Source organism: Nocardia sp. NPDC003269, from assembly GCF_042888005.1.
GTDB lineage: Bacteria > Actinomycetota > Actinomycetes > Mycobacteriales > Mycobacteriaceae > Nocardia.
In genome coordinates, this window is the sequence record NZ_JBIAPA010000007.1 from 51,375 (window position 1) to 74,018 (window position 22,644).

The window sequence follows — 22,644 nt, forward strand, 5'->3', positions numbered from 1 at the left end:
GTCACGCCGGGGTATGCGCCCTGATCAGTTCGGTGAGATGGGCGCCGACGCGGTCGAGCGGCTCGGTGCTGTGCTTGGCCAGTGACATCACCACCGCGCCCTCGATCGTGGCGATGACGGTCGTCGCCAGCGATCGGGCGGTGTCGGGGGCGATGTTCTCCGCGCGCAGCCGGGTCGCCAGGGCCTGCTCCCAGTCCGTGAAGGCCTCGCCCGCGGCGTCGGCCGCCGACGGGGATTCCGAGCGGCCCAGCGCCGCGGCGACGACCGGGCAGCCGGCCAGAAAGTCGCTGGACTCCACGACGTGTTTCCACGCGTCGGCGAAGGAGGCGATGGTGGTCTCCGGTTTGGCGTTCGCGCTGAACGTCTCGATGAGCGTCGTCATCGCCCGCCCGGCGACCCGGGTGGCCTCGGTGATCAGCTCGGATTTGCCGCCGGGGAAGTTCAGATAGATCGTCCGGCGGGAGAGCCCGCTGTGGTCGAGCAGCTGCGCGACGCCGGTCCCGGTCACGCCGTTGCGGCGGACCAGATCGATCGCGCTCTGCACGAGTCCGTCGCGTGCGGCCATTCGACGTCCTTTCGGTCGGTTCGATTGAAGTATACCGATCGGTGTACTACCGTTCGAGCAAGTACACCGATCGGTGTAGTGGGCGCGATCCGTGGAGGAACCGACGATGACAGCCCTGAGCGACCCGCTCGCCCTGCCCTGCGGCCAGGTGCTCGGCAACCGGCTGATGAAGGCTGCGCTGAGCGAGGGCCTCGGCAATCCGGAGGCCGGGCCGGACGAACGCCTCGACCGGCTCTACCGCCGGTGGGGCACCGGCGGCTTCGGCCTCGTGGTCACCGGCAATGTCATGGTCGACCGCAGGCATCTCGGCGAACCGGGCAATGTCGTCGTCGAGGACGAGCGCCACCTCGACGACCTGCGCCGCTGGTCGGCCCACACGACCGGGGCGGGCGCCCGGGTCTGGATGCAGATCAATCACCCCGGCCGCCAGGCGAATCCGCTGATGACCGCGGCGCAGCCGGTGGCGCCGTCGGCGATCGGCCTCGGCCTCCCCGGCATTCCCGCGCCGCGCGCGCTCACCGACGCCGAGATCGTCGACATCGTGCACCGCTTCGCCACCACCGCGCGAATCGCCGAGCGGGCCGGCTTCGACGGCGTGCAGATCCACGGCGCGCACGGCTATCTCGTCTCCCAGTTCCTCTCGCCGCTGGCCAATCAGCGCGACGATCGCTGGGGCGGCGATCCCGAGCGGCGCTCGCGGTTCGTGCTGGAGGTGGTCCGCGCGATCAGGGCCGAGGTGTCGCCGTCCTTCGCGGTCGCGATCAAGCTCAACTCCGCCGACTTCCAGCGCGGTGGCTTCACCGAGGACGAGTCGCGCGCGGTGGTGCGGCGCCTCGCGGCCGAACGGCTCGACCTGATCGAGATCAGCGGCGGCAGTTACGAATCGCCCGCCATGATGGGCAGGCCGGTGTCTCGCTCGGCGAGCACCGTGGCGCGCGAGGCGTACTTCCTCGAGTACGCGCGGTCGGTGCGGGCGGCCGCGGGCGCGGTGCCGCTGGCCGTCACCGGCGGGTTCCGGTCCCGCCTCGCCATGCTCGACGCGGTCGAGTCGGGGGAGTGCGATGTGGTCGGCCTCGGGCGGCCCAGCGCGGTCCATCCCGGCGCGGCCGCCGAGATCCTGCACCAGCGCACCGAGCGCCTGCACTCGCCGAGCATCTCGCTCGGCCTGCCCGCGCGGGTGGCGACGCTGCCCAATGTCAAGAGTCTCGAAGGCGCCCTCGACCTGCAGTGGCACACCGACCAGCTGCATCGCCTCGGCGCGGGCGCCGACCCCGACCCCGACCGCACGCCGTGGCTCACGGCGGCGGCCATGCTGAAACACCACGGTGTCGACGCGTTCCGGAGCAGAAGGAGTTCGACCGTGACCCAGCCATCGAAGGACCCGGCCCTGCGCAAGTTCCGGTTCGAACGCGCGGTCGGGCGCTATCTCGCCAATCCGACGGTCCGCGCGCTGGGCCGGATCGGCATCCGCACCTCGTTCGCGACCGACCTGGAGACGACCGGCCGCAAGTCCGGCCAGGCCAGGGTGGTCCCGGTGTCGGTGTCGTTCGACGACACCGGCGCGTGGGTGATCAGTCAGCACGGCACCAGGTCGGGCTGGGCGGCCAATATCGGTGCCGAACCGAAAGTCCGTGTCCGGCAGGGAACTCGGTGGCGCACCGGAGTCGCGGAGTTGCGTCCGGCCGACGATGTCGTCGCGCGGGCGCGCAGCTTCGCGCCGAATCCGGTCTTCGCCGGGCTGACCGCGGCGACCTTCCGCGCGTTGCAGAGCACGCCGATGTCGGTCCGGATCACCTTCACCGACTGACGACCTCGGCTCGCGCGGCGCAGGCGAGGGTGAGCACGAGCGGCACCGCCAGCGCCGCGGTGAGCGGGACGAGCGCGGTCAGCCAGCCGATCACGGCGGGTCCGGCGAGCAGTCCGAGGTAGCCGATGGTGAAGACCCGCGACATGTCGGTGGCGGCGGTGGTGCCGCCGAGATTGCCTGCGGCGGTGAAGATCTGGGGCACGCCGCCGGCGAGTCCGAGACCGCACATCGCCCAGCCCACCAGGGTCAGCGGCAACCACGGCGAGGCGATGACCACCGCGAAACCGGCCGCGGCCAGCAGGCTGCCGTAGCGCAGGATGGCGACCGGGCCGATCGCCCCGCTCACCCGGTCGGCCAGAAACCGGCCCAGGGTCATGGTCGCGGAGAAGGCGCCGAACGCCAGCGCGGCGTCGGATTCGGACACGTCCAGGTGCTCGCGGGCCTGGAGGGCGCTCCAGTCGGCCGCGACGCCCTCGGCGAGCAGCAGCACGAAGGCGATCACACCGAGGGAGAGCACTGTTCGGGCGCGCGCGGTGGCGTGCGTCCGCGTCGGCTCGGGTGCCGGGTCCGCGTCGTGCGCGCGGTCGGAGTCGTAGTGCTCCGGCCGCGAGCCCGGATCGGACCGGTGGTGCGGAATCAGGTGTGGCACAAGCACTACGGTGACGGCGAGGCCCGCGATCCCCGCGATGGTCAGCGTCAGCTGCGGTGACCAGCCGAGGCGCTGGGTGGCGGCCCCGACCAGCGCGCCCGCGAACCCGCCGCCGGAGAACATGGCGTGGAACGCCGACATGATCGGCCGGTGATAGGCCCGTTCGACGTGCACCGCCTGGGTGTTCATCGAGACGTCGAGCGCGCCGTTGCCGAGTCCGAAACAGGCCAGCGCGATCGCCAGGCTCACCGGGCCGGTCGCCAGCGCGGGACCGAGCACCGTCACCGAGATGGCGGTCGCGGCGACCGCGACCAGGGTGCGGCTGCCGAACCGGTCGGCCGCCGGGCCCGCGAGCCGCATCCCCACGATCGCGGCCCCCGCCAGCAGCAGCACGAACATCCCGAGCAGCGAGGACGACACTCCGGTCCGGTCGGTGATCGCCGGAATGTGGACCACCCACATGGCCAGCAGGAAACCGTTCAGCGTGAAAACGCCGAACACCGCGGCCCTGGCCAGCCGGAGTTCGCGGTCGATCGTCGCTGGAGTCACCGATTCGACGGTACCCGCGCCCGATGCCGGACGCGGGCGGACCGAGATCACCACGCGCCGCGAGCGGTCGGCGCGTGGTGATCGGGCGCCCGGCTCACTCCTGGGGCGTCCAGATCCCGGTGGCGGCGGTTTCCTTGGCGTACTCGCTGAAATCGCGGGGTGCCCGGCCCAGTGCGCGCTGCACGCCGTCGGCGGTCGGGGTGTTGCGGCCGTCGAGAATGGTGCCGAAGAGGTAGTCGAGCAGGCTGATCACGTCGTCGGGGACCTGGTACTCGCTCAGGGCCGCAACGAATTCCGCGCGGGTGGCCGGGATGAACGCGATCTCGCGGCCACTGGCGGCGGCGATCTCGCCCACGGCCTCGGCGAAGGTCAGCGCCCGCGCGCCGGTGATCTCGTAGATCTCGCCCGCGTGCCGGGGATCGGTGAGCGCGGCCACGGCGACCTCGGCGATGTCGTCGGCGTGCGCGAACGGTTCGGGCACATCGCCGTTGGGCAGCGCGACCGCGCCGGCGAGGACGTCGGGGAGGAACGCGCCCTCGCTGAAGTTCTCCGCGAAGAAGGCGCAGCGCACCACGGTCCAGGCCAGGCCCGAATTCTCCACGATCTCTTCGCATTCGCGCGCCTCGGGCTCGCCGCGGCCCGACAGCAGGACCACCGTTTTCACGCCCGCCGCCGCGGCAGCCGCGGTGAACGCGCGGATGACATCCGGCGCGCCGGGGACGGCGAGATCCGGCTGGTAGGACAGGTAGACGGAATCGACACCGGCGAGGGCGGGGCCCCAGGTGGCCCGATCGGTCCAGTCGAACGGGATCGCGGCGGTCCGCGAGCCGAGCCGGACCGGGTGGCCCGCGGCCTCGAGGAGCGCCGCGACGCGGCTGCCGGTCTTGCCGGTGCCGCCGGTGACGAGGAAAAGCTGCTGGTGGGAAGCGGTGTTTGTCATGAGATAAGTACATCGTCCAGCGGCCTCGGGCAACATCGTCGTGCCGCTCGCGAACATGCGCGGTCGTCTACTGTGGACGATGTGGATGCGTTGGCCGGACTGCTCGAAGGGCCGCGGGCGCGCGGCGCGTTCCTGATGTGCTCGCTGCTGAACCCGCCGTGGTCACTGCGGATCCAGGACGAGGCGCCGTTGACGGTGCTCGCGATGATCCGTGGAAAGGCTTGGGTCAGTACCGATTCCCAGCCGCCACGGCAGCTCGGCGCGGGTGATGTCGCGATATTCCGTGGGCCGCAGCCGTATACGGTGGCCGACGATCCGGCGACCGACCCGCAGATCATCATCCAGCCGGGCCAGGTCACCACCACTCCCGATGGTGAGATCCTGTGCGAGACACTGAGTCTCGGTGTCCGGCAGTGGGGCACCGACTCCGACGGCGAGACGCTGATGGTCACCGGCACCTACGAATCCGCCGGCGCGGTGAGCAGGCGGCTGCTGCGGGCACTGCCGCAGGTCGCCGTGCTGCCGCGCGGTGATCTCGACACCCGCCTGCTCGATCTGCTCGTCGACGAGGCCACCAAGGACCTGCCCGCGCAGACCGCGGTGCTGGACCGCCTGCTCGACCTGGTCCTGATCGCCGCCCTGCGCGCCTGGTTCGCCCGCGACGACGCCCCCGCCTGGTATCACGCCTACAGCGATCCGCTGGTCGGCAAGGCCCTGCGCCTGCTCCAGCACAATCCGGCCCACCCGTGGACGGTGGTCGCGCTGGCCGAGGCGGTCGGCATGTCCAGGGCCGCGCTGGCCCGCCGGTTCACCGAACTGGTCGGCGAGCCACCCATGACGTTCCTGACCGAATGGCGGCTGTCGCTGGCCGCCGACCTGCTGGCCGAGTCCGACGCGACGGTCGAGGCCATCGCCCACCAGGTCGGCTACGGCAGCGCCTTCGCGCTCAGCACCGCGTTCAAGCGGCACTTCGGGGTGAGCCCGCGTGACCATCGGCAGGGGAACGTGGCCGCGCTGTCGTCTTCGGCCTGAGCCGGGCCATGCTGCATGATGACAGCGTGAGCTATCCCGTTCTGTGGCCGATGCCGACCCGGTGGGCCGACAACGACCAGTACGGCCACGTGAACAACGTGACCTACTACTCCTACTTCGACACCGCGGTGAACGCCTGGCTGATGCGTGCCACCGGCATGGACATCACCGAACTGCCCGCGCTCGGCGTCGTCGCCCAGACCGGGTGCCGGTTCCACGGCTCGGTGAGCTTTCCCGACCAGCTCAAGGTCGGGCTGCGCATCGCCCGCCTCGGCACCTCGAGCATCACCTACGACCTGGCGATCTTCAAGGAGACCGAGGCCGGGCTCGAGCTCGCCGCGACGGGCGATTTCGTGCACGTCTACGTCGACGCCGACACCCGCAAACCGGTGGCGATCCCCGAGGTCGTGCGGACCGCCGCGGCCGAGCTCGTCACCGAGTAGCGGCGCTCAGGAGGCGATGACGCCGACTTCGGGCCATTCGCTGGCCCGGCGGGCACGCAGGATGATCTGGCCCGCCGGACTGTAACCGGGCGGGCCGGGTAGCGCCGAGAAGGTGGTCTTATCGATCACGAGCGAGGAATCGAGCTGGTCGCGGCTGGGGCCGAAATGGTACTCGACCTGCGTGGTTTCGTCGCGAACCTTCTTGAAGTACACCAGTGTTGCCATCGCCGGATCTCCGCGTAGATCTGCGCCGGTCAACGGATCGTGACCGGCGGCTACCGACCATCGTGGCAGGGATCGAGCGATCGCGCGGCTACCTCGGGTGAATTGTTCCGACCGATCTCCGAACTCACCCGCGCAGCATCGCCTGGAACCGGCGCATGCCGGAAATCCATCGGTCGTAGTCGGAGCCCTTGTTGCGGTACATCTGCAGGACCTCCTGGTGCGGCAGGATCAGGAAGTGCTCGGCGGCCATCGCCTCGACGACGGTCTCGGCGACCTCCTCGGTCGAGAGCACCGCGCCCGCCGTCGTCACGGCCTTGATCGCCAGCGCGGCCGCCTCCGGCGCGTCGGGGATCAGGTCGCCGCTGAGCAGCCGGGTGTCCACGCCCATCGGGCACAGGCAGCTCACCCGGACACCCTGGTCGCCGTAGGTGACCGAGAGCCATTCCGCGAAGCCGACGGCCGCGTGCTTGGTCACCGAGTAGGGCGCCGAGCCGATCTGGGTGAGCAGCCCGGCCGCCGACGCCGTGGTGACGAAGTACCCGCCGCCGCGTTCGACCCAGCCGGGGACCAGCAGCCGCGCGGCGCGCACATGCGCCAGCACGTTCACCTCCAGCGCTGCGGCCCACTGCTCCTCGGTGCTCTCCAGGCCGGGTCCGCCGCCGATGCCCGCGTTCGCGAAGTAGAGATCGACCGGGCCGAATTCGCGTTCCGCGGTCGCGATGAGCTCGGCGATCACCTGCTCGTCGGCCACGTCACCGCCGACCGCGACCGCGTTCGCGCCCAGCTCACCCGCGACCTTCGCCGCGGCATCCGCGTCGATGTCGGCGACGACGACCCGCGCGCCACCCGCGACGAGCCGATGCGCGAGCGCGGCGCCGATGCCACCGCCCGCGCCGGTGACGATGCCGACCTTGCCTGTGATCTCCATGTCCGCACCCTAACGGGCGCTCGTCACCGTCCGGCGGGAAATTCCGCCACCACGGTGTACAGCGCGGGATGGGCGACGGCGTAGCCGGGCGCGGTCGACAACCGCTGCTGGAACTCGGGGTTCGCGCCCGCGGCGTGCCAGGCCTGCTCGCCGTCCCAGTGCGCGATATTGATCAGCGGGAAGCGGACATCGGGGTCGATGGCCCGGTGCAGGCGGTTGTCCCGGAATCCGGGCGCGCGCGACATCAGCCCGGCGCGGGTGTGCCAGTGCCCGATGAACTCGTCGATCCGGGCCACGGGCAGGTCGAAGGCGTTGACGAAGACGATGCCCGGATCGGTCGCCCGCGTCTCGGCGGTGTACTGGGCGGCCACCCCGTAGCTGCCGGTCGCGGCCGTGACCGGCGCCGTGAACAGGGGCGTGGTGTTGTCCACGCCGACGACGCCGACCGAGACGAGCTGATACGCGGTCCCCTTCGCGATCGCCCGCAGCAGCACGGCCGTGGCGACGCCCGGCACCAGATCGGGCCGCCACGCGGGGCGCAGGGCATCGGCTCGCGCGGCCGAGGTCTCGACGATGCTGATCTCGATCATGGTGCCCACCTGACGAATTCGGCCCGGTCCCGACGCGGTGCCGCTGCGTCGAGAATAGGCCGAGTCGTGGTGTCGCGCCCGGTGTCAGCCGGTGACCGCGGCAGGCTGCGGCGGCACCGGTGCGGCCGGGGCGATCGCGGCGCGGGCCATGGTGCCGAGGCGGGTGTGATTGAAGATCAGGTTCAGCAGGAACGCGGCACCCGCGCCCAGCGTGACCCCGCTGTCGAGCAGGATCTGCGCCGAGGTCGGGAACTTGGTGAACATGCCGCTGGTCAGCTCGGGCAGCAGGCCGATGCCGATCGCGGTGGCCGCGATGGTCGCGTTCACCCGGTCGAGCAGGTCGGCCTGGCGCAGCGTATTGACCCCGACCACCGCGACCGTCGCGAACAGCACCAGCCCGACCCCACCGACCACCGGCTTCGGGATCGCCGCGACGACCTCGCCGATCCGTGGCACCAGCCCGAGCACCACCAGGATCGCGCCACTCACCGCGGTCACGTAGCGGCTGTAGATCCGCGTCGCCGCCACCGCGCCGACGTTCTGGTTGAAGATCGTGTCGACGAACGCGGTGAAGACGCCGCCGAGCACGCCGGAGAGGCCGTCGCCGACCAGGCCGCGGGCCAGATCGCCCTTGCCGATCGGCTTGCCGGTGATCTCGCTGATCGCGAGCATGCTGGCGGTGGACTCGGCGAACACCACGGCCATCACGATGCTCATCGCCACCACGGCGGTCACCGGGAACTGTGGCGCGCCGAAGTGGAACGGCTGCGGGATGCCGATCCAGTCGGCGGTGCCGATGCCCTTCGTCGTCACCAGGCCCATCGGGATGGCGATCGCGATCCCGGCGACCAGCGCGATCAGCACGCCGAGCTGCGACCACACCCCGCGCCCGAGGCAGACGAAGCCGACCGCGATCAGCACGACGACCGCGGCCAGCCCGATGTTCGACGGCGCGGCGAAACTCGGCGACTTCGGGTCGGTGCCGATGATCAGGCCCCCGGCGACCCCGATCAGCGACACCCCGACCACCGTCAGCACGGTCCCGGTGACCAGCGGCGGGAAGAACCGAACCACCCGGGCGAACGGCCAGGCCAGCGCGATGCCGACGACACCGCCGATCAGCATCGACCCGTACACGGCGTCGAGTCCGTACTCCTTGGCGATGAGGATCATCGGGTTCAGGCCGACGAAGGTCGCGCCGCACACGATCGGCAGGCGCGCGCCTGCCAGCTTGCCGACACCGAGGCTCTGCACCAGCGTGATGATCCCGGCGACCAGCAGGTCGGCGCTGATCAGCAGTCCGATGGTCGACCGGTCGAGGCCCGCCGCCGCGCCGAACACCAGCGGCACGGTGATACATCCCGTGTACATGATCAAGACGTGCTGGATGCCGAACACCAGCTGCCGCGCGAACGGCAGCCGGGTGTCGACGGGATGTAACTCGCTCATGCCCCCGTTTGTAGCCCGCCATTTTTACCGCCGATCGGCGTCGTGTTTCGGCGGTGTGACGGGTCGGGTATATCGCTCAGACGCGGCTGAGCAGCGTCAACGGGTCCTCGAGGAAGCCCGCGGTGGTCGCGAGGAAGCGGGCGCCGAGCTCGCCGTCGACCATCCGGTGATCGAAGCTCAGGCCAAGCGTGGTGACCCAGCGCACGGCCAGTTCGTCGCGGAACACCCACGGCCGCTTGCGGATCGAACCGAGGCACAGGATCGCGGCCTCGCCCGGATTCACCAGCGGCACGCCGCTGTCGACACCGAACACCCCGACATTGGTGATGGTGAAGGTGCCGCCGCGCAGATCGGCGGGCGTGGCGTTGCCCGACCTGGCGGTCTCGGCCGACCAGCCGATCTCCCGGCACAGCTCGCGCAGGCTCAGCGACTGCGCCTCCTTGAGATTGGGCACCAGCAGGCCGCGCTCGGCCGCCACCGCGATGCCCAGGTTCACGTAGTGCTTGGTGACGATCTCCTGGTTCTGCTCGTCCCAGGCGGCATTGATCCCCGGGTACTCCGCGATCGCCGCCAGCACCGCCTTGGCCACCAGGGCCAGCGGGGTGAGGGTGAGGCCCTCGAAGGATTTGGTCGTGCGCAGGTGGTCGAGCAGTTCCATCGAGGCGGTGCAGTCGACGGTGACGAAGGTGCTGGCCTGCGGGATGGTGCGGGAACTGGCCTGCATCGCGGCGGCGGTGCGCTTGCGGACGCCGGTGATCGGGGTGCGCTCCTCGCGCGCGGTCGGCGCGATCAGCCCGCCGTCGGCGTCACCGGCGTGCCCGTCGAGCGGTGCGGGCGTTGCCGCGCCGACGCGCGCGGGGGTGCGCGGCGCCGTCACCGGAACGGCCGAGCGCACGTCCTCCACGGTGACCGCGCCCTCCGGCCCCGAGCCGGCGACGAACCACAGATCGATGCCGAGTTCCTTGGCCAGCTTGCGGGCCGCCGGCGTGGCCGCCGCGCGATGGGTACTCGGCGTGCTCGCCGCCATCGCCGCCGCCGGGGTGGCGGCGCGTCTGCGCGAGGTGGCTTCGGCCTCGGGGCCGTAGCCGACCAGGACGTCGTTGCGGGTGACCTGCTCCGCCGTCGGCGGCGCGGCGACCTCGAGGTCGTTGCGCACCCGGATCAGCGGCGCGCCGACCGGCACGGTGTCGCCCGGCTGCGCCAGCAGCTCCACCACCACCCCGGAGAACGGCGACGGCAGCGCGACGACCGCCTTGGCCGTCTCCACCTCCGCGATGGTCTGGTTCAGTTCCACCGTGTCGCCGACGGCGACGGCCCACGACACCAGGTCACCGTCGGCGAGACCCTCGCCCAGGTCGGGGAGGCGGAATTCGAGAACATGACCGTCGTCGGCGGCTTGTTCGGGCACTCCAGGCACCTTTCATCACGCGGCTAGACAGCGATCGACCGCCGCCAGAATGCGGTCGGGGTCGGGCAGGTGGTGCTTTTCGAGCTTAGCCGGGGGGTAGGGGATGTCGTAGCCTCCGACGCGCAGCACCGGCGCCTCGAGGTGATAGAAGCAGCGCTCGGTGATCCTGGCCGCGATCTCGGCGCCGAGCCCGGCGAAGACCGGCGCCTCGTGCACGATGACGAGCCTGCCGGTCTTGTCGACCGATTCGGCGATCGTGTCGACGTCGATCGGGGAGAGGCTGCGCAGATCGATCACCTCCAGTGAATGTCCTTCCTCGGCCGCGATCCTGGCCGCCGTCAGCGCGGTGGCGACGGTGCCGCCGTAGGCGACGACGGTCGCGTCCGCGCCCCGCGTGCACACCCTGGCCCGGTGCAGCGGCAGATCCGGTTCGCCGTCGAAATCTACGTCGGATTTGTCCCAATAGCGACGCTTCGGTTCGAAGAACACCACCGGATCGTCCAGCGCGATGGCCTGGCGGATCATCGAATACGCGTCGGCCGGGGTGCTCGGCGAGACCACCCGCAGACCCGCCGTGTGCGCGAAATACACCTCCGGCGATTCCGAATGATGCTCCACCGCGCCGATGCCGCCGCCGAAGGGAATGCGAATCGTCAACGGCGCCTTCACCTTGCCGCCGGTGCGGTAGTGGATCTTGGCGACCTGGGAGACGATCTGGTCGAAGGCGGGATAGACGAAGCCGTCGAACTGGATCTCCACCACCGGCCGGTAGCCGCGCAGCGCCATGCCGAAAGCCGTTCCGACGATGCCGGATTCGGCCAGCGGGGTATCGATGACGCGGTTGTCGCCGAAGTCCTTCTGCAAGGTGTCGGTCACCCGGAACACGCCGCCGAGCCTGCCGATGTCCTCGCCGAGCAGCACCACCTTGGCGTCGTCCTCCATGGCGCGGCGCAGGCCGGTGTTCAGGGCGGCGGCGAAGGTGGTGATCATGACTGCGCTCCTTCGGCGAGGTAGGCCGAGAACTGCTGTGCCTCTTCGGTGATCAGGGGGTGCTCGGTCGCGTAGACGTTGTCGAACATGCCCGCCGGGTCGGGGTCGGGCATCGCCAGCGTCGCGGTGCGCACGCGGCGGGCGACGTCGTCGGCGGTGTCGGCGACCCGGCGCTCGAACTCCGGGTCGAGCAGGCCCTCGCGGTCGAGCAGCAGGCGGATGCGCTCGATCGGGTCGCGGTGTTCCCAGTACTCGGTGTCGGCGGCGGTGCGGTAGCGCGACGGGTCGTCGGCGGTGGTGTGCGGGCCCATCCGGTAGGTCATCGCCTCGATGAAGGTCGGGCCGCCACCGGTGCGGGCCCGCTCCACCGCCTGGCGGGTGACGGCCAGCACGGCCAGCACGTCGTTGCCGTCGACCTGCACGCCCGGGATGCCGTAGCCGTCGGCCCGGCGCACCAGCGGCACATGGCTCTGCACCGCGACCGGTTCGCTGATCGCCCACTGGTTGTTCTGGCAGAAGAAGACCACCGGCGCGCTCCAGGTGGCGGCGAAGCCGAGCGCCTCGGCGATGTCGCCCTGGCTGGTCGCGCCGTCGCCGAAATAGGTGATGGTGGCGATGTCGGCGCCGTCGAGATGGGCGGCGTAGGCGTAGCCGGTGGCGTGCAGGCCCTGCGAGCCGACGACGATGTTGGCGTTGGTCATGTTGACCGCGTCGGGGTCCCAGCAGTGGTGGGCGGTGCCGCGCCACAGGGTGGTCAGCTGCTCGGGCGGGACGCCGCGGACGTAGGCCACCGCGGTCTCGCGGTAGGAGCAGAACACGTAGTCGTCGGGGTGCAGGGCGTGTGCCGAGCCCACCTGGGCGGCCTCCTGGCCGAGCAGCGGCGGCCACAGGCCGAGCTGTCCCTGCCGTTGCAGGGCGGTGGCCTCGACGTCGATCCGGCGGGTCACGACCAGGTCCTGATAGAGCTGTCGCAACCGCTCGGCATCGATGTCGGCGACCAGTGCGGCGTGTTCGCGATCGAACACCCGTCTGCCGTCCGGCTGTACCAACTGGACCGGGTAGGTCTGTTTCTCCGACATCGAGATCGCCTCCTCACCATCGCGCCTTGTGGGCCGATGCAAGTACGACAATCGCTGAGTGCGATGTGTATCACTCAGCATCCACGATAAAGCCGACTGCGCAAGCGACCGACACGGCAGTGCGCAGAATGCACGGTCTGGACCCGTCGCGCGCTGTCATACTGCGTTGTATGACCAGTCGCGAACCCGACGCTGTGACTCTCGACGCCACCGACGCCCGGCTGCTGCGCGAGCTGGTCGCCAATCCCCGGGCCACCGGCGTCGAACTGGCCGCCCGCCTCGGCCTGTCGCGCAACACCGTCCAGGCGCGGCTGGCCCGCTGGGACAGCGGCGGCGTCCTCGGCAGCTTCGAACGCCGCGTCGAACCCCGTGCCCTCGGCTACCCGCTGGCGGCCTTCGTCGCGGTCGTCGTCGACCAGCACCAGCTCGACGCCGTCGTCGACGAATTGGCCGACGTCCCCGAGGTCACCGAGGTCTGCGGCATGACCGGCTCCACCGACCTCACCGTCCGCATCGTCGCCCGCGACGCCGACGACCTCTACCGCATCGCGGGCCAGATCCTCAAGATCCCCGGCGTCGAACGCACCAACATGGCCCTCGTCATGCGCGAACTCGTCGGCCCCCGCACCATCCCCCTCCTCGACCGCCTCGCCGGCCCGATCTGATCCTGAACGCCGTCGGTACGATCGCCCGACGGCGGTCAGGCGATCGTGTAGGCCTCGTCGCCGAATCGCGCGACGACCTGGATTTCGCCACCGAGGGCCTCGACATACTTGCGAATCGTCTCGATCCGCGACCGCTCGATCTCGCCGTGCTCGATCTTCGACACGGTGCGTTGCCCGATTCCGATCTTGTTGCCCAGCTCGGTCTGGTTGAGCTGCTGCGCTTCTCGAAGTTCGGCGAGCCGGTAGGCCCGCTCGACGGAACGCATCTTCTTCCGCGTGGCGGCGACGCGCGCCTGGTCGTATCCGCCGCGCGGATGGCGCGAGTCGCTGGTGTCGAATAGCTCCATCAGCCCAGTCTTCCTATGTGCTCGTCGAATATGCGGTCGGCGATCGGGATGTTGTCTCGATACCACTGCTGCCACTGGTTCGTCTTGTCACCGGCGATCAAGAGAATTGCCGATCGTTTCGGGTCGAACGCGAAAATGATCCTGGCGTTCGAGCCGGGGATGCGTAGCTCCTTCATATTCGAATGCCTCGATGTACGCAGGGAGTCCACCCATGGGCGTCCGAGTGCGGGTCCTCTTGCCTCCAGTTCCTGACGCGCTGCTTCGTAGTGGTCGAACATGACATCGTCCAAGCTGTCGACCCAGTTCAGGACCTGCTTGGTGAGGTAGATGCGCCAACCCACTGCGTCGAGAATACCCCCTCTGGGGTCTAGATGCTAGAGGTGGTATTGGCGCGGTTCGGTCGAGTCGGCTAGGCGTTTCGGGGGAGGAAGCGGCGGATGAGGAGGCCGGCGAGGAGGGCCCAGAAGGCGCCGCCGATGCCGAAGAGGGTGGTGCCGGAGGCGGCTACCAGGAAGGTGACCAGGCCGGGCATGCGGTGGTCGGGGTCGGACAGGGCGCCGGTGAGGGCGGCGGCGAGGGTGGCCAGCAGGGCCAGGCCCGCGACGGTTTCCAGGGTGCCCGCCGGGGCCGCGGCGATCAGGGTGACCAGGGCGGCCGAGGCGAGGCCGAGGATCAGGTAGGACCCGCCCGCGGTGGCGGCGGCGATCCAGCGGCGTTTCGGGTCGGGGCTCGCGCTGGGGGCGGCCGACAGGGCGGCGCTGATGGCGGCGAGGTTGATCGCGTGGCCGCCCGCCGCGGCGCCGGCGATGGTGCCGATCCCGGTGACGAGCATCGACGCGCGCCACGGCACCTGGTAGTCGAACGAGCGCATCACCGCGACACCGGGAATGTTCTGCGAGGCCATCGTGACGATGTAGAGCGGCACCGCGATGCCGACGATCGCCTGCCAATGCCAGTGCGGCGCCGTCCATTCCAGCGTCGGCACCATGGCGGCGAGGTCGAGGTGACGGTCGCGGACCGCGATGTCGATCCCGGTCCCGACCGCCGCGGTGACGAAGGCGACCAGCACCGCCCACTTCGGCGCGTACCGCTGCAGCACCAGCCACACCAGGATGACCGGGACCACCACCGCGGGGGAGGTGCGCAACGCCTGCACCGGCGCCAGGCACAGCGGGACGAGCACGCCGGCGAGCATGGCCTGCGCGATCGGCACCGGGATCGCCGCCACCAGCGACCCGAGCCGCTGCCACAACCCGGTGATGACGACGAGCACGCCGGTCACCGCGAACGCCGCCACCGCGCCGGGCCAGCCGCCCGCCACCAGCCCGGTGCTCGCCAGCAGCGCCGCACCCGGTGTCGACCAGGCCAGCGTGACCGGGATCCGGTACCGGAAACTGAGCAGCAGGATGCCGATGCCCTGCGTGAAACACAGGATCATCAGCCCGGATGCCGCCTGCGCCGGACTCGCCCCGACCGCCCGCAAGCCACTGAGCACCACCGCGAACGAACTGGTGAACCCGACCAGCGCGGTGATCGCGCCCGCGCCGAGCGGCTGCGCGATCCCCGCCCTCGGTTCGCTGAGCTCGTCCGGCGTGGTGGTGGTGACCTGCGACATTGTGCCGATATTGCCTGTCCGCGCCGCGGCTGTCGCCTGCCAGTACCGGGAAAGTGGCCTGATCGGCAGGTCGGCCCCGTCGGTCCAGTTCGCGATCCCGTGGTCGGCAGATGTGGCCGACGGACCTGGCCGTCGCCGCCGGTGGCTCGCCGAACCGGCTGGGCGCGCCGACGGCCTCGTCGACCGACTGGCGAGAAGACAGGCGCCGACGCGAGACCGAATCGGCGCCGAGCCGAGGTCGCGGGCAGGTTCGGCAACGGTGCACCGCCCGCACTGCGTAGGGTGGCGACTGCGGGGGCTTCAGCGGGTACGACGTGGTGAGGAGTGGCAGTGGGCGCGGTATTGATCTCCCCGGAAGAACTCCGGGAAGAACTGGCGGACAAGAAGATTCACCTGCTCGATGTGCGGTGGGCGCTCGGTGATCCGAACGGCCCGCAGCACTATCTCGACGGGCACATCCCGGGCGCGGTCTTCGTCGACCTGGAGACCGAGCTCGCCGCCGCGCCCGCACCCGCGCGCGGCCGCCATCCGCTCCCCGATCCGGGCACCTTCGAGAAGTGCGCGCGCAGTTGGGGACTGGGCGAGGGCGAACCGGTGGTGGTCTACGACGCGACCGGCGGGATGGCCGCGGCCAGGGCCTGGTGGCTGTTGCGCTGGGCCGGCGTCGCGGACGTCCGCATCCTGGACGGCGGCCTGCCCGCCTGGACCGCCGCGGACGGCGCGCTCGCCACCGGCGCGGAGCCGGACCCCGAGACCGGTGACCTGGTGGTCCGCCCCGGTGGCCTGCCGGTGATCGACGCCGACGCCGCGGCGGGCTGGTCCGGCGTGCTCCTGGACGCCCGCGCGGGCGAACGCTATCGCGGCGAGGTGGAGCCGGTCGACCCGCAGGCCGGGCACATCCCCGGCGCGGTGAGTGCCCCGACCGTCGAGAACCTGGACGCCACCGGACGTTTCCATACCGTCGACGCCCTGCGCGCCCGCTTCGCCGCCTTCGGCGAGGGCCCGGTCGCGGTGTACTGCGGCTCCGGCGTCACCGCTGCCCACCAGATCGCGGCCCTCGCCGTCGCGGGCATCCCGGCCACGCTGTACCCGGGCTCCTGGTCGCAGTGGTCCAACGACCCGAAGCGGCCGGTCGCCACGGGCGCGTGAGCTGGCGCTGACCCGGCGCGGCGATCGAACCGGGCGTCGCGGTCGGGTTCGGTGACGGCGTGCCGACACAGCGGACGCCGACTCGTCCGGCGCCGACCACTCGGTCCTAAGGGCACCCACGGGCGATGCCGTGGAGGGCGGCGTTGTCGGCGGCGGTGATCGGGAGGTCGTAGTCGACGGCGACGGTGAGGTACTTGGCGGCGTAGAAGCAGTGGTTGGCGCGGGCCGGGGGCAGCCAGTCGGCGGGGGTGTCGTCACCCTTGGACTGGTTGGTGGCGGCGCCGGTGGCCAGCAGGTTCACCGACAGATCGTTGGCGAAGCGCAGACGCAGGGCGGGCGGCCAGGCGGCGGCGCCCATGTCCCAGGCGGCGGCCAAGGGGTAGACGTGGTCGATCTGGACCCGCCCGCCGTCGGACTTGCGGAAGGTGATGTCGGTGCCGGTATAGGGATCGCTGAGGACGCCCTCGACGACGACACAGCGACCACGCAGCACCACCTCGCGCAACTGAGCGGCGAGGACGTTGTTACGCGTATCGCAGCCGTCGTGGCCGCCGGGAGCCTCGGTGTCGTCGGACCAGGCCGCGCCGAAAACACACGCCTGACCCGCCTTGCAGCCACGTTCGTAGCCACCGGGCCGCGGGCGGGCCGCGATCACCCGCACCTGATCGAGCAGCGCCGTCACCTCGGCACGCGTAGGACTGCCGGGTGCCGGGGTGACCGGTTCATCCGGGGTGAGAACACCACAGCCCGCGACCGCGAGCACCATCACCAGCAGCCACGCCCGAGTCCGCATACCTGCAGGTTGTAGTCGGAGGTACCGACAACAAACCCGCGCGGGGTCTGGTCCGGGCGGTGCCGCCCATCGGCTCGTACTGTAACGGCGTTCTCCTGAGGCGATGTCGTAGTTGTAGTGTGGTGTTGAAATATATTGTGGCCGAGTCGGATTCGTCGGTTACCGGGATTGGTTCTGCCGATCCAGAAGCTGCAAACCACACTGTCCGGCGACCATCAGAAGGACACCAGCGCCCTCAGCACGGGTCTGGGGACCGCGGCCACTCCGACCCGGCTACTCCGGTCAGGTCAGTCGGGCGCGAATCCGTTGATCTCGAAAGAGATCACGACAGCGGCGACCGCGGCAGCGCCGAGGACGAACGTCACCGTGGATGCCAGTGCGAAGACCCGGGCGCGCCGCCACCAGGACAATGCCAGTCCGGCGGGAATCGCAACGAGTACCGGTGCCAGCCACGTCACCCGATACCACGGCTAAATCGGTTCCGTGTCGCCTCGGTATTTCTTGGGAGTCGCCGTGAGCTCGGGGACGTCGAAGACGTTCTGCAGCAGCGCGACCAGGGGGAAATAGGAGATCACCGCCAGCATGCCGCCGGCGATGACGCCGAAGGTTGCCGGGACCAGCGCATCATTCGTCCCGCTGTTCTTGTCAGTCATATCCCCACCTATTTCGAACCCGACCAGGAATGCACCGCGCCGGAACCGTAGACCAGGAACGACTTGGCAAGGCCGAGTTCCTCGCTCGGCGCCATGGTGTTCACGGCGGCCTGGGCCATGTTGCCGTAGTCGGCGTCGGTAGGGAAATTGTAGATATCGCAGATAGGGGACTGCTGCTTCAGCTCGATCTGGTGTGATCCGGCCGCACCTGGCTGGGCGACCACCACGGTGGTCGAGGCGAGGCTGTACCGGCCGAGCGATTGGACATGATCGTTCGAGATTCCGGCGACGATGACCCAGTCGGTGGACAGGATGACCTTGACGGGATTCTGGGTCTTGTCCACTTCGGTGATCGCCCGGCTCGACTACCGGGAAATTTGGATGAATAGAAGTGTCGTGACTCTTGATCGGCGGCGCTTGTCCATTCTCGCCTCCTTGAATTTCCCCGTACATTACATTCCCCCACTCGCAGGTATTCGATATTCCTGCGCGGTCCGATGTTGGTCGGGCAACTCGGACTCTTGCGGGCCGTCACCCCGGCACGCGTCGGACTGCCGGGTGCCGGGGTGACCGGTTCATCCGGGGTGAGAACGCCACAGCCCGCGACCGCGAGCACCAGCAGCCAGGCCCCGCGCGGGGTCTAGAGCCAGGCGCGGGCGAGGATGTCGTCGGCGGCCACTTCGCTGGAATTCGGTGGGAACCGCGTCGCCGCGATCGAGGACACGTGCGTGCCGTCGTGGCCGACCAGCCAGGACCCGCCACGGTCCTCGCATTCGGCGATCTTTGCGAACACGGTCAACAGGAAGGTGATCGACTCGCGCGGATCGACCGTGTGCGCCAGACGCTGGGATTCGCCGGGTCTGGACAGGTCGAGCCACACACCGGATTGGCCGTCCAGGCGCATGCCGACGATCTTTCCGGTGTCGATGAAAGTGAATTTGCGCCGTTCCCACGGGGTTGTCGGGGTATAGCTCTGCTCGAGAACCTGGAGCAGAATCGTCATCACTGCCCTCCACACGCATTACAGGGGGTTCATCGGCCGAGCCGGAGCGAGCCCGGTTCGCCTGGGTCGTTATGCAGTTGTCGCCGGTGGATGGTCCGGCCCGTGACCAGGGGATATCCAAGTATGTTCCGGGATCGGCGAGAAATCCAGGGGGAGGAGGCGCCGCGCCGGTTGTCGGTGCCGACTGCTTGGATGGAGCCCATGCTGCACGGTCTGTGGTCCCCCGGGTCGGGCCTGCTGCTGTGGCACGACGGGGAGCCGGTGGCGGTCGGTTCGGTGCTGGGCGACATCCTCGAACGCGCCAGGTTCCGGCATCGCGCCGAGGTGCTCGTCGTCGATGCCGCGGGGCAGTCCGGAACCGCCGAGGTGCGCGCGCACGCGCTCGCGCCGCCGACGGCGGCCGTCGTGCTGCGCAGCAGGCTCGGGCGCGAGCACATCGCCGGCGATCTGCGCTTCCTCGGGCATGTCGCCCGCGGTGTCGAGCGGTGGGTGCGGGCGGGCCGGGTGGTGCCGCAGGTCGAGCGGGCCGACGGCCAGTGGTGGGTGCGCTGGCGGCTGGTCGGCGGGCAGCGGCAGCGGGCGTGGCTGGCCGAGCTGGCCGCCGCGATGCCCGCCGCGTTGCGCGTGGCCGGGTCGCCGTCGGCGGTGCTGGAGGACCTGGTCACCGAGCTCACCGACCCGATCGCGCGCGAATACCTCGCGCACCGCACGCTCACGCACCCGCTACTGCAGGCCCTGGTCGGCGACACCCCGCTCGAGACGGGCTCGTACCGGCTGGCGGAGACGCTGGACCAGTGGCGGGCGGGCTACGCCGCCGACGAACCGGAACTGGTGCTGCGCCTGTGCGAACCCGACGGCGAGTTCGGCGCCGTCGACGAATCGGTGGCGCTGTGGCGGTTGCAGGTCTGCCTGCGCCCGGTCGACGACGCGCCCAAACCCGTTGTCCTCGATGATGATCCGGTTCTCGTCCGGACCGCGGCGGAGAAACTCGGCCACGCCCGCAAGGCGTATCCACGCCTGCGCGACCTACCCACCGACCCGCGCGGGCTCGACCTGCTGCTGCCCACCGCCGTCGTCGCAGACCTGGTCGCGCACGGCGCGCACGCCCTGCAGGAGGCCGGTATCCGGCTGCTGCTGCCGCGCGCCTGGAATATCGCCGAACCGAGCATGCGGCTGCGGGTGAGCAGTCCGGCCGCCGCCGAGACCACGGTCGGCCTGAGTGGATTGCTGTCCTACCGTTGGGAACTGGCGCTCGGTGACCTGGTGCTGACCAAGGCCGAGATGGAACGGCTGATCCGCAGCAAGTCCGATCTCGTGCAGCTGCGCGGGGAATGGGTGCAGGCCGACCACCGGGTGCTCGCCGCGGCCGCCCGCTACGTCGCGCTGCACGCCGACGACACGCCGATCACGCTGGCCGACATGATCGGCGAACTCGCCGCCGAACGCGTCGACGATGTGCCGGTCACCGAGGTCACCGCCGTCGGCTGGGCGGCCGAATTGTTCGCCAGGGAGGGCGAACCCGAGCCGGTGCCGGTGCCGGTGGGCCTGAAAGCCGAGCTGCGGCCCTATCAGGAACGCGGCCTGAGCTGGCTGGCCACGATGAGCAGGCTCAGCTGCGGTGCGATCCTGGCCGACGACATGGGCCTGGGCAAGACGGTGCAGGTCCTGGCGTTGCTCGCCCACGAACGCGAGACGAACACGGTCGACGCCGGTCCCGCTGCAGTCGGCCCCACCCTGCTGGTCTGCCCGATGTCGGTGGTCGGCAACTGGCAGCGCGAGGCCCAGCGATTCACCCCCGACCTGCGGGTGCTCGTCCACCACGGACCGGGCAGGCGCACCGGCACGGCCTTCGCCGCGGCGGTGGCCGACGCGGACCTGGTGGTGACGACCTACGCCCTGCTGGCCCGCGACGCGACCCTGCTCAGCGAGCAGCGGTGGGAGCGGATCGTGCTCGACGAGGCCCAGCACATCAAGAACGCCGCCACCCGCCAGTCGCGCGCGGCGCGCGCACTGCCGGCGCGACACCGGCTGGCGCTCACCGGAACGCCCGTGGAGAACCGCCTCGAGGAACTGCGCGCGCTGTTCGACTTCGCCATGCCGAAACTGCTCGGCAGCCCGCAGTCGTTCCGGGCCAAGTTCGCCGTGCCGATCGAACGCGAACGCGATCAGCAGGCCGTCGACCGGTTGCGCCTGATCACCGACCCGTTCGTGCTGCGCAGGCTCAAGACCGATCCGGCTGTCATCAGCGATCTGCCGGAAAAGCTGGAGATGACGGTGCGGGCCAACCTCACCGTCGAGCAGGCCGCGCTCTACCAGGCCGTCGTCGACGACATGCTGGCCAAACTGAAGGACGCGAAGGGCATGGCGCGCAAAGGCGCGGTGCTCGGCGCGCTGACCCGGCTCAAGCAGGTCTGCAATCACCCAGCGCACTTCCTCGGTGACGGCTCGCCGATCCTGCGCCGTGGCAGCCACCGCTCCGGCAAGCTCGCCCTGGTCGAGGACGTGCTCGACGCCGTCGTCGCCGACGGCGAGAAGGCCCTGCTGTTCACCCAGTTCCGCGAGTTCGGCGACCTGGTGCTGCCGTTCCTCACCGAGCGCTTCGGCACCCCCATCCCGTTCCTGCACGGCGGGGTGTCCAAGAAGGGCCGCGACGAGATGGTGACCGGGTTCCAGACCGAGCACGGCCCGCCGCTGATGCTGCTCTCGCTCAAGGCGGGCGGCACCGGGCTCAACCTCACCGCCGCCAATCACGTGATCCACCTGGACCGCTGGTGGAATCCGGCGGTGGAGAACCAGGCCACCGACCGGGCGTTCCGGATCGGCCAGCAGCGCGCGGTGCAGGTCCGCAAACTGGTCTGCGTCGACACCATCGAGGAGCGGATCGACGAGATGATCAGCGGGAAGAAGCAATTGGCCGAGCTCGCCGTCGGCGCCGGCGAGAACTGGATCACCGAACTGAGCACCGACGAACTGCGCGAACTGTTCACCCTCGGCGCCGAGGCGGTGGGCGACTAGTGGCCGATTTCAGTCAGTTCGGGCCGCGCAGGCCGGTCACCGGTGGTGCCGCGGCGCGCGGCGGGTTCGGCCGGACCTGGTGGGGCCGCTCCCTGCTGGACGCGGTGGAGCAGGTGGCCGACGCGGGCAGGCTCTCGCGCGGGCGCACCTACGCCAGGGTCGGCCAGGTGGTGAACTACCGGATCGAACGCGGTGCCGTCACCGCCGAGGTGCAGGGCAGCCAGCCGAGCCCGTTCACCTCGGTCCTGGCGATGCGGCCGCTGCGCGCGGAGGAGATCGACCTGCTGCTCGCCGAGATCAGGGCGGCGCCCGGCATGCTCGCCGAGATCGCCTCCGGCGCACTGCCGCCCGCGCTCGGCCCGCACCTGCTGCCCACCACGGCGTCCGAGCTCGACTTCTCCTGTAGCTGCCCGGACATGGGCTGGCCGTGCAAGCACGTCGCCGCGGTCTGCTACCTGCTCGCCGAGCGCCTCGACGAGCAACCCGGCGAAATCCTCACCCTGCGCGGCCTCGACCTCGACACCCTCATCGGCGGCGTCGAGAAGTCCGCCCGCACCGACGAATCCGACGACCCCTACGGCGACGACCTGCACCTCCCCGAACTACCCCGCATCGAATTCCACGCCGTCATCGAGGATCTCGACCCGATCCCGCTGCGCCGCGCCCTGCGCATGTCCACCGAGGACGAACAGACCGCGGCGACCGGCCTGCGCGAACTGCGTTCGCTGTACCAGGAATTCGACAGCTGAG

The 22,644-nt window shown here is 70.3% G+C and carries 25 protein-coding genes; 7 read left to right on the top strand and 18 right to left on the bottom strand.

Annotated elements, in window-relative coordinates; all coding sequences use genetic code 11:
• Window position 1 precedes the first annotated feature (1 nt).
• On the bottom strand, window positions 2-565 hold the full coding sequence (locus tag ACFYWJ_RS33915) for a TetR family transcriptional regulator C-terminal domain-containing protein (protein ID WP_355283435.1): 564 nt from the start codon (window positions 563-565) through the stop codon (window positions 2-4).
• A 106-nt stretch (window positions 566-671) separates the two neighbouring features.
• Here ACFYWJ_RS33915 and ACFYWJ_RS33920 point away from each other — a divergent pair, with 106 nt between their 5' ends.
• Entirely contained in the window at window positions 672-2,372 is a 1,701-nt protein-coding gene (locus ACFYWJ_RS33920; RefSeq protein ID WP_355283438.1) for a nitroreductase family deazaflavin-dependent oxidoreductase, read from the top strand.
• Here the strand turns inward: ACFYWJ_RS33920 and ACFYWJ_RS33925 are convergent.
• Entirely contained in the window at window positions 2,362-3,570 is a 1,209-nt protein-coding gene (locus ACFYWJ_RS33925) for an MFS transporter (RefSeq protein ID WP_355283441.1), read from the bottom strand. The two genes, ACFYWJ_RS33920 and ACFYWJ_RS33925, sit on opposite strands and share 11 nt — an antisense overlap.
• Before the next feature lie 94 nt (window positions 3,571-3,664).
• On the bottom strand, window positions 3,665-4,510 hold the full coding sequence (locus tag ACFYWJ_RS33930) for an NAD(P)H-binding protein (protein ID WP_355283444.1): 846 nt from the start codon (window positions 4,508-4,510) through the stop codon (window positions 3,665-3,667).
• Between the two features lie 81 nt (window positions 4,511-4,591).
• Between ACFYWJ_RS33930 and ACFYWJ_RS33935 the strand changes: the two genes are divergently transcribed.
• Together ACFYWJ_RS33935 and ACFYWJ_RS33940 are read left to right on the top strand one after the other, a co-directional pair.
• Window positions 4,592-5,542, top strand: a complete 951-nt coding sequence (locus ACFYWJ_RS33935; protein WP_355283446.1) for an AraC family transcriptional regulator — start codon at window positions 4,592-4,594, stop codon at window positions 5,540-5,542.
• 8 nt (window positions 5,543-5,550) lie between these two features.
• Window positions 5,551-5,985 carry an acyl-CoA thioesterase gene (locus tag ACFYWJ_RS33940; protein WP_378830036.1) on the top strand — a complete coding sequence of 145 codons (435 nt, stop codon included), beginning with the start codon at window positions 5,551-5,553 and terminating at the stop codon, window positions 5,983-5,985.
• Window positions 5,986-5,991: 6 nt separating this feature from the next.
• Here ACFYWJ_RS33940 and ACFYWJ_RS33945 read toward each other — a convergent pair whose 3' ends face one another.
• The 7 genes from ACFYWJ_RS33945 to pdhA form a co-directional block, all read right to left on the bottom strand.
• Window positions 5,992-6,210: a hypothetical protein gene (locus ACFYWJ_RS33945; RefSeq protein ID WP_355283449.1), complete on the bottom strand. Its 219-nt coding sequence runs from the start codon at window positions 6,208-6,210 to the stop codon at window positions 5,992-5,994.
• A gap of 124 nt (window positions 6,211-6,334) precedes the next feature.
• Window positions 6,335-7,138 (bottom strand): SDR family oxidoreductase, encoded by an 804-nt coding sequence (locus ACFYWJ_RS33950; RefSeq protein ID WP_355283452.1) that lies wholly within the window; start codon window positions 7,136-7,138, stop codon window positions 6,335-6,337.
• 23 nt (window positions 7,139-7,161) lie between these two features.
• Window positions 7,162-7,728: an antibiotic biosynthesis monooxygenase gene (locus ACFYWJ_RS33955; RefSeq protein WP_355283455.1), complete on the bottom strand. Its 567-nt coding sequence runs from the start codon at window positions 7,726-7,728 to the stop codon at window positions 7,162-7,164.
• Between the two features lie 84 nt (window positions 7,729-7,812).
• Window positions 7,813-9,177 carry a nucleobase:cation symporter-2 family protein gene (locus ACFYWJ_RS33960; RefSeq protein ID WP_355283457.1) on the bottom strand — a complete coding sequence of 455 codons (1,365 nt, stop codon included), beginning with the start codon at window positions 9,175-9,177 and terminating at the stop codon, window positions 7,813-7,815.
• Between the two features lie 76 nt (window positions 9,178-9,253).
• Window positions 9,254-10,585, bottom strand: coding sequence for a dihydrolipoamide acetyltransferase family protein (locus tag ACFYWJ_RS33965; RefSeq protein ID WP_355283460.1), 1,332 nt, complete (start codon window positions 10,583-10,585; stop codon window positions 9,254-9,256).
• Window positions 10,586-10,600: 15 nt separating this feature from the next.
• Complete coding sequence (locus ACFYWJ_RS33970; RefSeq protein WP_355283463.1) at window positions 10,601-11,575, bottom strand: alpha-ketoacid dehydrogenase subunit beta; 975 nt, start codon at window positions 11,573-11,575, stop codon at window positions 10,601-10,603.
• On the bottom strand, window positions 11,572-12,654 hold the full coding sequence (pdhA, locus tag ACFYWJ_RS33975) for a pyruvate dehydrogenase (acetyl-transferring) E1 component subunit alpha (RefSeq protein ID WP_355283466.1): 1,083 nt from the start codon (window positions 12,652-12,654) through the stop codon (window positions 11,572-11,574). The genes ACFYWJ_RS33970 and pdhA overlap by 4 nt, the downstream gene beginning before the upstream one ends.
• Before the next feature lie 170 nt (window positions 12,655-12,824).
• Here pdhA and ACFYWJ_RS33980 point away from each other — a divergent pair, with 170 nt between their 5' ends.
• The gene (locus ACFYWJ_RS33980; protein ID WP_355283469.1) at window positions 12,825-13,319 is read left to right on the top strand and encodes an Lrp/AsnC family transcriptional regulator; all 495 of its coding nucleotides are present in this window, start codon (window positions 12,825-12,827) and stop codon (window positions 13,317-13,319) included.
• Window positions 13,320-13,354: 35 nt separating this feature from the next.
• Here the strand turns inward: ACFYWJ_RS33980 and ACFYWJ_RS33985 are convergent, their stop codons facing one another.
• The 3 genes from ACFYWJ_RS33985 to ACFYWJ_RS33995 form a co-directional block, all read right to left on the bottom strand.
• Window positions 13,355-13,666 carry a helix-turn-helix transcriptional regulator gene (locus ACFYWJ_RS33985; RefSeq protein ID WP_355283472.1) on the bottom strand — a complete coding sequence of 104 codons (312 nt, stop codon included), beginning with the start codon at window positions 13,664-13,666 and terminating at the stop codon, window positions 13,355-13,357.
• Window positions 13,666-14,007 carry a type II toxin-antitoxin system RelE/ParE family toxin gene (locus tag ACFYWJ_RS33990; RefSeq protein WP_355283475.1) on the bottom strand — a complete coding sequence of 114 codons (342 nt, stop codon included), beginning with the start codon at window positions 14,005-14,007 and terminating at the stop codon, window positions 13,666-13,668. The genes ACFYWJ_RS33985 and ACFYWJ_RS33990 overlap by 1 nt, the downstream gene beginning before the upstream one ends.
• A gap of 68 nt (window positions 14,008-14,075) precedes the next feature.
• A complete protein-coding gene (locus tag ACFYWJ_RS33995; protein WP_355283478.1) occupies window positions 14,076-15,281 on the bottom strand; it encodes a benzoate/H(+) symporter BenE family transporter in 1,206 nt (401 codons plus the stop codon).
• Window positions 15,282-15,611: 330 nt separating this feature from the next.
• Between ACFYWJ_RS33995 and ACFYWJ_RS34000 the strand changes: the two genes are divergently transcribed.
• Entirely contained in the window at window positions 15,612-16,430 is an 819-nt protein-coding gene (locus ACFYWJ_RS34000; protein ID WP_387160362.1) for a sulfurtransferase, read from the top strand.
• 106 nt (window positions 16,431-16,536) lie between these two features.
• On the opposite strand, the gene ACFYWJ_RS34005 is transcribed toward ACFYWJ_RS34000, so the two are convergent.
• The 5 genes from ACFYWJ_RS34005 to ACFYWJ_RS34025 form a co-directional block, all read right to left on the bottom strand.
• Complete coding sequence (locus ACFYWJ_RS34005; protein WP_355283481.1) at window positions 16,537-17,223, bottom strand: HNH endonuclease family protein; 687 nt, start codon at window positions 17,221-17,223, stop codon at window positions 16,537-16,539.
• Window positions 17,224-17,510: 287 nt separating this feature from the next.
• On the bottom strand, window positions 17,511-17,681 hold the full coding sequence (locus ACFYWJ_RS34010; RefSeq protein WP_355283484.1) for a hypothetical protein: 171 nt from the start codon (window positions 17,679-17,681) through the stop codon (window positions 17,511-17,513).
• A gap of 12 nt (window positions 17,682-17,693) precedes the next feature.
• Window positions 17,694-17,876, bottom strand: a complete 183-nt coding sequence (locus ACFYWJ_RS34015) for a hypothetical protein (protein WP_355283485.1) — start codon at window positions 17,874-17,876, stop codon at window positions 17,694-17,696.
• Between the two features lie 8 nt (window positions 17,877-17,884).
• On the bottom strand, window positions 17,885-18,220 hold the full coding sequence (locus ACFYWJ_RS34020) for a hypothetical protein (protein WP_355283488.1): 336 nt from the start codon (window positions 18,218-18,220) through the stop codon (window positions 17,885-17,887).
• 296 nt (window positions 18,221-18,516) lie between these two features.
• On the bottom strand, window positions 18,517-18,879 hold the full coding sequence (locus ACFYWJ_RS34025; RefSeq protein ID WP_355283490.1) for a hypothetical protein: 363 nt from the start codon (window positions 18,877-18,879) through the stop codon (window positions 18,517-18,519).
• 201 nt (window positions 18,880-19,080) lie between these two features.
• Between ACFYWJ_RS34025 and ACFYWJ_RS34030 the strand changes: the two genes are divergently transcribed.
• Both ACFYWJ_RS34030 and ACFYWJ_RS34035 read left to right on the top strand, forming a co-directional pair.
• Window positions 19,081-21,894, top strand: coding sequence for a DEAD/DEAH box helicase (locus ACFYWJ_RS34030; protein WP_355283492.1), 2,814 nt, complete (start codon window positions 19,081-19,083; stop codon window positions 21,892-21,894).
• Window positions 21,894-22,643 carry an SWIM zinc finger family protein gene (locus ACFYWJ_RS34035; RefSeq protein WP_355283495.1) on the top strand — a complete coding sequence of 250 codons (750 nt, stop codon included), beginning with the start codon at window positions 21,894-21,896 and terminating at the stop codon, window positions 22,641-22,643. The genes ACFYWJ_RS34030 and ACFYWJ_RS34035 overlap by 1 nt, the downstream gene beginning before the upstream one ends.
• Window position 22,644 lies beyond the last annotated feature (1 nt).